Annotated in this window: 9 protein-coding genes and 2 pseudogenes; all 11 read right to left on the minus strand. The window is 44.4% G+C overall.

Going from position 1 to position 10,366, the window contains the following annotated elements; translation table 11 throughout:
• A partial coding sequence (locus G494_RS0114210) for an IS5 family transposase (protein ID WP_035246718.1) occupies positions 1–690 on the minus strand: 690 nt, incomplete at its 3' end.
• Between the two features lie 338 nt (positions 691–1,028).
• A complete protein-coding gene (locus G494_RS0114215) occupies positions 1,029–2,204 on the minus strand; it encodes a DegT/DnrJ/EryC1/StrS family aminotransferase (RefSeq protein ID WP_028585070.1) in 1,176 nt (391 codons plus the stop codon).
• A gap of 134 nt (positions 2,205–2,338) precedes the next feature.
• Complete coding sequence (locus G494_RS0114220; RefSeq protein ID WP_028585071.1) at positions 2,339–2,962, minus strand: acetyltransferase; 624 nt, start codon at positions 2,960–2,962, stop codon at positions 2,339–2,341.
• An 11-nt stretch (positions 2,963–2,973) separates the two neighbouring features.
• A complete protein-coding gene (locus tag G494_RS23655; protein WP_153305887.1) occupies positions 2,974–3,282 on the minus strand; it encodes a hypothetical protein in 309 nt (102 codons plus the stop codon).
• Positions 3,283–3,441: 159 nt separating this feature from the next.
• Positions 3,442–3,803, minus strand: a pseudogene (locus G494_RS28120) (four helix bundle protein).
• Positions 3,804–3,828: 25 nt separating this feature from the next.
• Entirely contained in the window at positions 3,829–4,476 is a 648-nt protein-coding gene (locus G494_RS23660) for a sugar transferase (RefSeq protein ID WP_051305721.1), read from the minus strand.
• A complete protein-coding gene (locus tag G494_RS23665; RefSeq protein WP_051305722.1) occupies positions 4,469–5,632 on the minus strand; it encodes a glycosyltransferase family 4 protein in 1,164 nt (387 codons plus the stop codon). Before G494_RS23665 ends, G494_RS23660 begins: the two co-directional genes overlap by 8 nt.
• A gap of 52 nt (positions 5,633–5,684) precedes the next feature.
• On the minus strand, positions 5,685–6,872 hold the full coding sequence (locus tag G494_RS26905; RefSeq protein ID WP_153305888.1) for a glycosyltransferase family 4 protein: 1,188 nt from the start codon (positions 6,870–6,872) through the stop codon (positions 5,685–5,687).
• A gap of 470 nt (positions 6,873–7,342) precedes the next feature.
• A complete protein-coding gene (locus G494_RS26290; protein WP_035246723.1) occupies positions 7,343–8,425 on the minus strand; it encodes a glycosyltransferase in 1,083 nt (360 codons plus the stop codon).
• Positions 8,422–9,849 carry an O-antigen polysaccharide polymerase Wzy gene (gene wzy, locus G494_RS0114245; protein ID WP_028585072.1) on the minus strand — a complete coding sequence of 476 codons (1,428 nt, stop codon included), beginning with the start codon at positions 9,847–9,849 and terminating at the stop codon, positions 8,422–8,424. The genes G494_RS26290 and wzy overlap by 4 nt, the downstream gene beginning before the upstream one ends.
• Positions 9,850–10,156: 307 nt before the next feature.
• Positions 10,157–10,366 (minus strand): annotated as a pseudogene (locus tag G494_RS26295) (hypothetical protein); the annotation flags it as partial.

Genomic DNA, 10,366 nt, shown 5'->3' on the forward strand with positions numbered 1-10,366 from the left:
AGTGAGAAGCTGTTCAAAAACCTGGCTGTCGTGCAGGGCAGCATCCGTGACGCAGTAGCTGCGAATGAGTTTGTGTTTCACGTCCACCGAGATGTGATTTTTGTAGCCATAATAAGTTTTGCCGTTCTTTTTTGTCCAGCGGGCATCAACATCCTTTTGCCGTTGCTTGTTAGCTGGCCAATCGGGAATGCTACCATGCTTGATCTGGCTGTTTTCGTCGCGACTGTTCCGCTGTTTGGGGGCGTTTATAATACTAGCGTCGACAATCTGTCCCTTCATGGCTACGAAGCCACTGTCCCGAAGGTGAGCATCAAACGTTGAAAAGAGTTGCTCAATAATCCCAGCCTCAATGAGGTCTTCACGGAAACGCCAGATAGTCGTAGCGTCCGGCACTTTTTGACTAACGTGCAATCCAAGAAAGCGGCCAAAGGAGTATCGGTCAAGAATTTGATATTCAGTCGCTTCATCCGATAGGTTGTACAGTGACTGAAGGATCAAAATTTTGAACAGCAATATCGCATCGTAGCCTTTAGGACCTACGTTTGACTTTCGTTTCTTATTGCGGACCTCTTCGATTGCAGGGCGGAACAAATCCCAATCGATAACCTCGTTAAGCCTCGAGAGGGGGTCACCATTTTTGTCGATTTGGTGCAATCTGTCCTGCAAGTCGAAAAAGCCGGGCTGAATCATGGTTGTCTCCGTCGAGTTAGGTTACTTTTTGATCTCAACACGACAGAAACATAACAAATATACACAAAAACAGCAAGTTAACAGTTTTGATTTCGTAAATTACTGCATTTAATTTTCAAGGAACCCTTAGAAGGGTCTGTTTATAAATAAAAAGATACGCTTAAGACCACAAAACGGCCTTTTCAAAATAAAAAAAAATCAGAAAATCAATCCATTAGCAAGCATCAGCTTGGTCCAACCCTAAAAACTAACCGCTCGTCTGCGATCCCTTGTCTGCGAGTTTCGTCTTTGTCTGCTAATATCGAGCGCAGCGGGCGTCTAATGCCTTGATTTTTTTTTTAAACCCCTGCCCTACCCATCACTTTTTCCACGACCTCACACGTTTTTGCAATCTCTTCATCCTTCAACGTCGGATGCACCAGGAACATCAGACTCGTCTCCCCCAATTCCTTAGCCACCGGCAACCTCCCGGCCGGTCCATAGCCCGCATCAGTAAACGCCTTTTCCCTATAAATCTCCGAACAACTCCCGGAGAAACAAGGCACTCCCATCCCCATCACTTCATTCATGATCCGGTCCCTGCTCCACCCGTCCTTCAGCATTTCAGGCCGGACAAACGCATAATATTTATAATACGAATGAAAGATCTCATCCCCCGGCAAAGTCACACGTAACCCAGGCAAGTTTTCAAAACATTCCGTAAGCTTCGCAGCATGTGCCCTACGTGTGGCAACCCAATCATCCAGTTTGCGTAGCTGCACCCGGCCGATGGCGGCCTGCATTTCGGTCATGCGCCAGTTGGTGCCAAAGGATTCGTGGAGCCAGCGGAAGCCAGGGGTGTGGTCGCGTTCGTAGACTGCGTCCCAGCTCTTGCCGTGGTCCTTGAAGGCCCATGCCTTTTTCCAGAGCTTTTCATCATCCATGACCAGCATACCTCCTTCGCCGCCTGTGGTCATGATCTTGTCCTGACAAAAGGAAAAGGCTGCCATGTGGCCGAAAGAACCCACGGGTTTGCCCTTGTACCGCGCCCCATGGGCCTGGGCACAATCTTCGATGACGTAAAGATTCTTTTCTGCGGCCAGTTCCATGATGGAATCCATGTCACAGGGCCATCCGGCAAGATGCACGCAGATAATGACTTTGGTGCGGGGCGTGAGCACGGCACGGATGATCTCGGCCGTGATATCCTGGGATACGGAATCAACATCCGCGATCACGGGAACTGCACCGCGCATGACAACAGAGCTTGCCGAGGCAATAAAGGTTCGCGCCGTGGTGATCACTTCATCACCTGGGCCGATATTCAGAGCACACAGGGCAAGCTCAATGGCCAGGCTCCCGTTTGCCAGAGCAATGGCATGGCTGCGGCCGGTGTAGGCGGCATATTCCTTTTCGAATTCCCGGCCGTCCTGGCCGGTCCAGTAGTTCACTTTACCAGAAAAAAGCGGCCCCATGGCCGCATCGCGTTCGTCGGCCTCGAAGACGGGCCAGGGGGAAAATTGTGTGTTTAGCATGTTTTACCTTTTCCAATATAAAATTCAGATGGAAAAAAATGTAAGGAGGGTGGAGCGGGAAGGAGAACGGCGACAGGAGACAGGAAAAGGCCCTTTCCATCCTCCCTTCTCCTGTCGCCGTTTTTCCCATTTCCCTACTCCGTTCTATTCGGTTTCGCTGGTGTCCCAACCACAGTCACGCCTTCCGGCACGTCCCTGGTCACCGTGGCACCAGCTCCGACAACAGCATGTGCTCCAATGGTAACCCCTTGAATAACCTGACTTCCAATTCCAACCCAGGCCCCGGCTCCCACAGTCACATTTCCGGCCAGATTCACCCCAGGACAAATATGGGCATAATCACCGACAACACAATCATGATCAACAGTCGCTCCGGTATTGATGATGCAATGTTTTCCAATACGGGAATCAGGCTGCACAACCGCCCCCGCAAAAATCACCGTACCACCCCCAACCGTCACGGCGGGATCGACCCACGCAGTTCGATGTATAACCGAAAGCCACTGGACCAGTGAAAACCGCTCCATAATCATCCGTCTGATCCGCCCATTTCCGATCCCCATCACCGCAACAGGGGCCTCCAACACGGCAAAATCTTCCTGGCCACCCAACACAGGTTCCCCGAAAAATTTGCGGCCATGCAAAACAACGTCGTCGTCAAAAAAACCACAGACAGTATACCCGGCGGAGATAAGAGCCCCTGCTACAACCTTCCCATGTCCACTGGCCCCAAAAATATAAACGGAATTCTTCCGCATTTTTCATCCCCTCAGATCCCTAAAGAATCCATCACCTGACGGCAACGTTCCTTGAACGCCTCCATACTCGGCATCGTGACGCGAGCCATTTCGAGCTGGCCATTTTCCATTTTTTCCAAAAGGTGAGTTCGGTTGGCAGGCTCGCCGAGGAACTCCTTGAGTTGTTTTTTCAAGGAGTTCGAAGAGCGATCGCTGCCTAATAAAGCCTGCTCGAGCTTTTCGCATTGCTGGTAGCCATCTCGAAGCGCACAAAGAATCCAGGCTTCAGACTTCGGTTTCGGTACCATAGAAACCCCGCGATGAAATTCTTCAGCTTCCAACCCCTTAAGCACTGAATCATGCTTGAATCTCCATTCCCCCTCTCGTAACTGGCAGATCCATCGGAACCCCGAAAGAGAACTGCGAGGACATCCATGTCTTTGTCCTTTTCAGTCCCCCGTCTCCCTTTCTCCCGTCTCCGTTCCCCTTTCTCCCTATCTTTAAAACCTTTTTTCCCTAACCTTTATAAGGTTATGCAACATTCCTGAAATCTTCTTTGTCGATTCCAGCAACTCGTTCCCAACAGCCTTCTCAATAATCCCCACGTCAACCGCCAGATAAATTTGAGTCCGTAACTCGGAGCACGACCCTTTTGCAATATAAAGAAAATGCACAAATTCATATTCGTATTTCTCTCATATCCCTCTGCGATATTGGAAGGGACAGAAACCGCAGCCCGCTGCATCTGATCCCGCAACCCAAAATCCCGGCACTCCCTCAAGACCCCATAAACCATGGAGGCCAACCGCATCCCTTCCTTCCAAACCTCAAGATCCTCAAACCTATGAACCGTCTTGCTGATGCTGTTTCCTGCCTCCCTTTTTCCCTTATCCCGTCTCCCTGCCTTTCACCGTCTCCCGTCTCCGTTCTCCGGTCCCCCTGCTTTTCGTTCCTTCAAATTCCGTCATCGTCTCACACCCACCCCCGGAAATCCCTTCCCTTTTAACCACCTTGATCATGGTCATCCACAAAATTTTGAGGTCCAACCAGAAACTCCGATTCGCGACATACCACACATCCAGCCTGAATTTCTCTTCCCATGAAAGAGCATTGCGGCCATTCACCTGTGCCCAGCCGGTGATTCCCGGGCGTACGTCATGGCGTCTGGCCTGTTCCGGGGTGTAGCGAGCCAGATACTGCATGAGCAAAGGCCGGGGGCCGACCAGGCTCATGTCGCCCTTCAGGACATTGAAAAGTTCGGGAAGTTCATCCAGGGAGGTGGAACGAAGAAATTTACCCAAGGGGGTAAGGCGATCGCAGTCCGGGAGCAGGCAGCCATCATCGTAGCAGGCGCTGGTCATGGTACGGAATTTATACATGTAAAAAGGGTTGCCGTGCAGACCAGGCCGTTTCTGTTTAAAGAAAACAGGTGAACCCATATGATTGCGAACCAAATAGTACAAAACGAAAAGCACCGGACTAATAAAAATTAATCCAATTGCAGTGGCAATAAAATCGAATATTCGCTTAAACACCGTTTTCCTTTCTCCCTTCTCCAGCCTCCAGCTTCTCTTCTTCCAGCCCCATAATCCCCAACAATTCCTTATTTATTATCCGCACATCAAACCATTCCTCCGCCATCTCCCTACTCCGTTTTCCCAGCCGCTCCCATTCTCCCCGGTGCTCGATAAACCAAATCATGCGCTCGGCAAGGGCGTCGGCATCCCGCACCGAAACCAAAAATCCGTTTTCACCGGGAATAACGGTTTCCCGGCAGCCGACATTATCGGTTGTCAAAATTGGTCGTCCAGTGGCCATGGCTTCAATAATTGTTCTGGGAAGACCTTCTCCATAATACGAAGGCAGCACATAAACATGACAGGCGGCGAGATGCGGGCGAACATCGTTGGTTGAGCCTAAGTACTGGATCACACCTTCGTCATGTAAATTCTGGATTTCATCCAAAGGTACCCCGTCCGGGGAAGGATCTTCCGGACCGAGCAGATTGAAGACAGCATCCGGATGTCGTGTTTTGACCTTCCGGGCAGCCTGAGCATATTCCCTGATTCCTTTCTCGCTCAAAAGGCGAGCAATAAGTAAAAAGGTCGGATGACTCGAAGCAAACGAAGTCATTGTAAAATGCTGCACATTAACGCCAGACCCGTTGACAATGGCACATTTTTCTGAAGGCACGATATTCAGTTCAACAAAGACATCCCGGTTATCCGGGTTTTGAAAAATAACCCGCCTCGCATTCAGCAAAGCAAAACGGTACAGCAAGGAAACTATAATTTTAAGCATCTTGCGTTTAAAACCATATCCTTCAAACGCAAATCCCAAACCTGTAATCAATCCATGAAATCGAATGTTGCCTGCCAGCCAAGCTGCAAGCCCACCCCAAATGACCGGCTTGATGGTGTACGCCATGACGATATCCGGTTTAGTTTGCCGGAAAGTCTTGCACAAAGAAGTGAACGTTTGGATATCTTCCCAAGGGTTCAACCCATTGCGCTGGACAGGGAAGGGATAAAACCCAGCACCTAAGTCTTTAATTTGCCTGTTTATTTGCGGAGAGGCTGGAGCGGCCATGGTTGTGACACGATGACCGGACTGGATGAGAGTGCGGATGAAGTCGCCTCGGAAGTTGACCAAGGATTTAGGCAGGGCGCCGATGATGAGAATATGGCTCAAAATATTATCTCTGCATGGATTTATTTAGAGAAAAGGAAAGGAAGCGACACTGTCAACCTTTTAGCTGTTTCTGGTTTAGAGCAAATTCTGCAAAGGAAGCCCAAAAGGAATCTCGCTGGGCATTGAGCACCTCTCGGGTGTACTGCTTGCTGGTTTTATAATTTTTTCTCGCATGGCACTGTCTCCACTGTGTATCTAATGATTCCATAATTAACGTGCTTAATCGATCAACATCGCCTGGTTTATGGAGCACTGCAAGGTCCAAAAGTTCAGGAATACCACCCGCGGTGGAACCGATGGCCGGACAGGCCCGACTCGTTGCCTCTGCTAAAGAACGGGGCAAGCCCTCCGTAAAACTTGGCTGAAGATATAAATCCACCCTATCAAGCCATTCCAATACCGGTTTTCCGGCAGGCAGAGTTCCCAGAAAACGTACATTTTGGGCTACCCCTAAGGACTCAGCTAGTCTCATCCACGGCTTAGAATCTCCGCCGCCTAAAATTTGTAGTTCAAAATCAGGAAGCTGGTTGTGAATCTTTTTTAACGCAGAGAAGGCGGTCTGTATTCCTTTATATTTGCATGACAAAGAACCAATTAAGCCAAAAACAAAAGGCTTACCGGGATTTGAAATTTTATCAATCCGCTGATCCATGATATGAGGTTCAGCGCTGGGCAGTTCTACATTAGAGACACCTGTAGTCACTCCAAAACAGGGATACCGTTTTTGAAGAAAATTTTGAGTCACATATATAGCATGCTTGGCATGTGAAACCATTTGCCGTTGGGAATAGTATGCAAGGGGGGCAAGCAATTTACTCTGTATACTTCCATAGTTCCAATAGGCATCCCATGAACAACCAACCACTTCCGCAGCCCACGGGGTGCCTGTTTTTTCTGCGATTGGATAACTGATTTTACTGAGCAAGCTTGTTCTGGCAATTACGGCATCAACCGAGGCTATTAATTGTTGTAATGTTTTTTTTACTTCTAACCTATGACGAATGACCCCAGATACTGAAGCTAAATTAGGAAGAAATACAAACTGAACTCTTTTCCCACTTGAGATATTCAAATTTTGCAGATTAGTATCACTAAGTGGCAATGATCTTCCAGCGACAATGAGCTCGTCAAAATGTTTGAGATATCTTTGCCAAACAGCGTAAGGAAATTGACCATTGGAAAATATTTCCCCATTTGGATGAATCAAAAATTTATGGTCATGGATAAAAAGTGCTTTCAATCAGTTCCCCCGATATGTTTTATAACACGAGCAGGTACACCACCTACTAAATTTCCGGCTTCAACATCTTTGACAACAACAGCTCCGGCGGCAACCACAGATCGACTTTTGATGTTCACACCTGACAATAAGGCTTCCCCACATCCTATTCAAACATCATTTTTAATATTTACAGGTTCAAGCTTAACAAAATTATCACGGATTGGGAGGGATGAATCATGCCACTGACTGACCATTCGGATAAATTAAAAATCAAAAAGTATTTAATTTTATACCTTACCGATTCGGCAGGAAACAGGATAGGTGCGCTTTTAAAACGTTATATTTCTTTCCCATTGTGTGCTCCTTTTCACCTGGAAAACCCGTTCGAGCTGAAGCTGACAGAAGAAGACAGCTCGATTTTGAGGGAGCCCCCGTGTTTTAGTGCATCCGGGTAGCTAAAAAGGGAACGACTAGTATAAACAAAGCACTCATACAACTAACTCCTTTAAGAAACGACTAAAATTCTCTTCTAAATTAAATCGATTATTTAACCAATCATACTCTACTGCAACAGCTTGTTTATTATTGGTATAATCTAATATTTTTTCCTCAATCTCCGCTACAGAAAGGGGATCAACCAATTTAGCATGCAATTCTCTAGGAATACATTCCTTAATTGACGCAATATTTGAAGCAACAATAGGTAAATTAGCAAACATCGCCTCTATTAGTGCATTTGGTTGCCCTTCATCAAGAGAGCAAAACAAGAACATATCAAACATGCCTAGCATGGTACCAATATCAGTTCTATTTTCACTTAAAATTATTTGCTTTTCAAATCCGTTTATTACGGTAGTCAAATTATTCGCAACACCTCTACCACAAAAAAAGAAGTATATATTTGAATTTTCCTTGCATACTTTTGCTGCGGCTCCAATCATTCTCTCATGGTTTTTGGCTTTAGCATATCGTCCAACATTCCCAACGACTACAGCACCTTCAGGAATTAAAAATTTCCTACGTAAACATTTACTTTGCTCCATATTTATTAGTATTTCAGGGACTCCATTATAAACCACTCCAAACTTCTTGCTACCCCCCCATCCTTCATGAAAATTATTTAACGCCGTTTTAGAATTAGAAAGAATCTTTGTAGAACTGAAGACTAACAGTTTTCTCATAAAAAAAGTGTATAAAAACTTATAAAAGGAACTACCAAATTGATACTTTGATTGGCGATAAAAAGACAGCCTCCTCTTAACTCCTGCAACCTTCGCACAAGTCAAAGGTATGGCTGCGAACGTCCCTGTAAAATCACAAACAGTATCAAAACGACCATTTTTCAAAAATCGATAAAAATTATGCCATTCTTGTATATTACAAGATCCAATCTTAAAAGGAACTATTTTTGCATTAGCTTTTATATAGTCATCTTCTAAACAACCAGTTTTTCCAGATTTGCAAAGGACAGTAACTTCAATAGAACACTCAACATATTTGATAAATCGCAACAAATAAATTTCTATCCCACCTGTATCAAGACCTGTAACAATAAATAGTATCCTCTTCATCTTCTAGCCAGCTTTTTAATTAATATAAAATTAATAATGCAAATCAAAAATATCTGCATAGTTATTTTAACAGGAGTCAGTATTGTTGCTCTTCCGAGATATAAAGCTGAAAAAAAATACGTACATGTAAAGATAATCATGATAAAATTAACAGGTTGGCTAGATATAACAGTTCGATCAACCTTTTTCATAAAATAGCCGAACAATATCATGCCAACAATCACACCTAAAAGCCCTAAATCCAAATACAAATCAGCTACTGCGCTTGTTCCATTTCCATACGTTGGGTAGTCACCTTGGATTAAAAAGGTAGCAAAGTTCGAAGAACTTTTATGTTTAAAATGAAAGTTATCACCATAACGCAAGGCGAGATAGTTGGAACTGAAAAAGGGGACCCAACCAATAAATTGCCTAAATTGCCCCTCTCCATATTTATAAGGATATTTCGAGGGAACTGATGACACAATATGATGTAAAACCCTCACTGAGCCAGCCAATTCAGCAGTGTTTTGCAAGTGATCACCAGATTCAGATCCTCCCTTTAACTGTGTTAATAATCTATTAGTAAAGCCAATATTACTTGCATCCCGTGATCTAATATCACCAATCGCAGTCATTAAAATAGCTGCTGGTATCAAAACCGCAATAAAATGAACGAATGTAACTTTCCGAAACCTAGCAAAATAAACCCCACCAAACAGCAAACAATATGATATAAATGGGCCCCGGTCACCAACATAAAGAGAATAGAGCATATGCCAGGCCACTAAAAAAGCTAAAGGAGCCCCAAGCTCTCTACAATATTTAACTACAGAAACTCTTCTATCATATTTTAACCTTAAGAAATAAAATTTATTCGCAAAACAAGCTATCACAAGCATGTTAAACAACATAAAGAAATACCTTGAAATAACCTGAGCATCACCAGCCGCATACGCACCTGAACGATACTTTACCCCTGCTGTGAAAAAAAACAGAATATAAAAAGCATATGCTAAAAAAAGTAATATCGTTATATTGGGAGTTGCAAAACTATATTTGATTATTTCAGGAAAAGTAACCTTAAAATCCCATTTGACCTTATATCCCTGAAAAAAAGATAACAAGGCTACTGTTGATATCGTTACACACTTAGAAAACACTTTAAAGTCTGCCCAATAAAACCAATCATGATAGCTCTTAACAGGGCTTCCCCAGAGAACAAATACTAGGTATAATTGAAAATTAACAATAATAAATCCCAGCAAAAAGATAATAGTCGGCAATAGCCAAGACGATTGCTTCTTCTTAAAAAAACTACTCAAAAAAAGAAATATTGACACCCCAACAACTATGATCTGAAAAGCGACAAACAGTCTAGAATATCCTTCTGGTGTGAGGAAAAAATAAATAACTATTTCTATAAACAAAAGGATACCAAACATAAAAAACCTTATATATATTTATATATCAACAAAGTGAACAATTAGGTTCACACAAAACAGCTCGATTCAAGTAATAAGTGCAACTTTTCTACCAATGAAAACTTCCATCGGATTTAAACTTCCCAACACTTTTCTTGAAGTTAGCTGTCAGGTCCTGAGAGATTGCAAATCTTTTTGTTAAGATCGGGGTGTGTTTTTTGCCAGTTTTTCAGTGCCCCTGCTGGGGTGATGTGACCGAGTGATTTCTAAGCAACATGATGGTTATAAAACTGACGGTATTTAAGGGGTGCATCCGGCACTTATGGCATTACTTTACGACTCGGATCCTCTTTTTCCGTGAAGCACGTTTAGCCTGAGCCTTGCTCTCATATTCCTCAAAAAAGGCATCAAACTTAGAATTGTACTTGGCGCAACGTAATTTCAGAATATTGTTGGCATAGTCAACCTTCCACCAAGCCCCAGATCTCTTGAGGCGAATATTGCTGATGAATTTATTTGAGCTTTCGATTGCACCACT

The organism is Desulfogranum mediterraneum DSM 13871 (assembly GCF_000429965.1).
Classification (GTDB): Bacteria; Desulfobacterota; Desulfobulbia; order Desulfobulbales; family Desulfobulbaceae; genus Desulfogranum; species Desulfogranum mediterraneum.

What these genes read in the sequence shown, in the direction of transcription:
- G494_RS0114215 (WP_028585070.1), bottom strand. Translation starts at nt 2,204, where the DNA reads ATGCTAAACACACAATTTTCCCCCTGGCCCGTCTTCGAGGCCGACGAA.
- G494_RS0114220 (WP_028585071.1), bottom strand. Translation starts at nt 2,962, where the DNA reads ATGCGGAAGAATTCCGTTTATATTTTTGGGGCCAGTGGACATGGGAAG.
- G494_RS26290 (WP_035246723.1), bottom strand. Translation starts at nt 8,425, where the DNA reads ATGAAGAGGATACTATTTATTGTTACAGGTCTTGATACAGGTGGGATA.
- wzy (WP_028585072.1), bottom strand. Translation starts at nt 9,849, where the DNA reads ATGTTTGGTATCCTTTTGTTTATAGAAATAGTTATTTATTTTTTCCTC.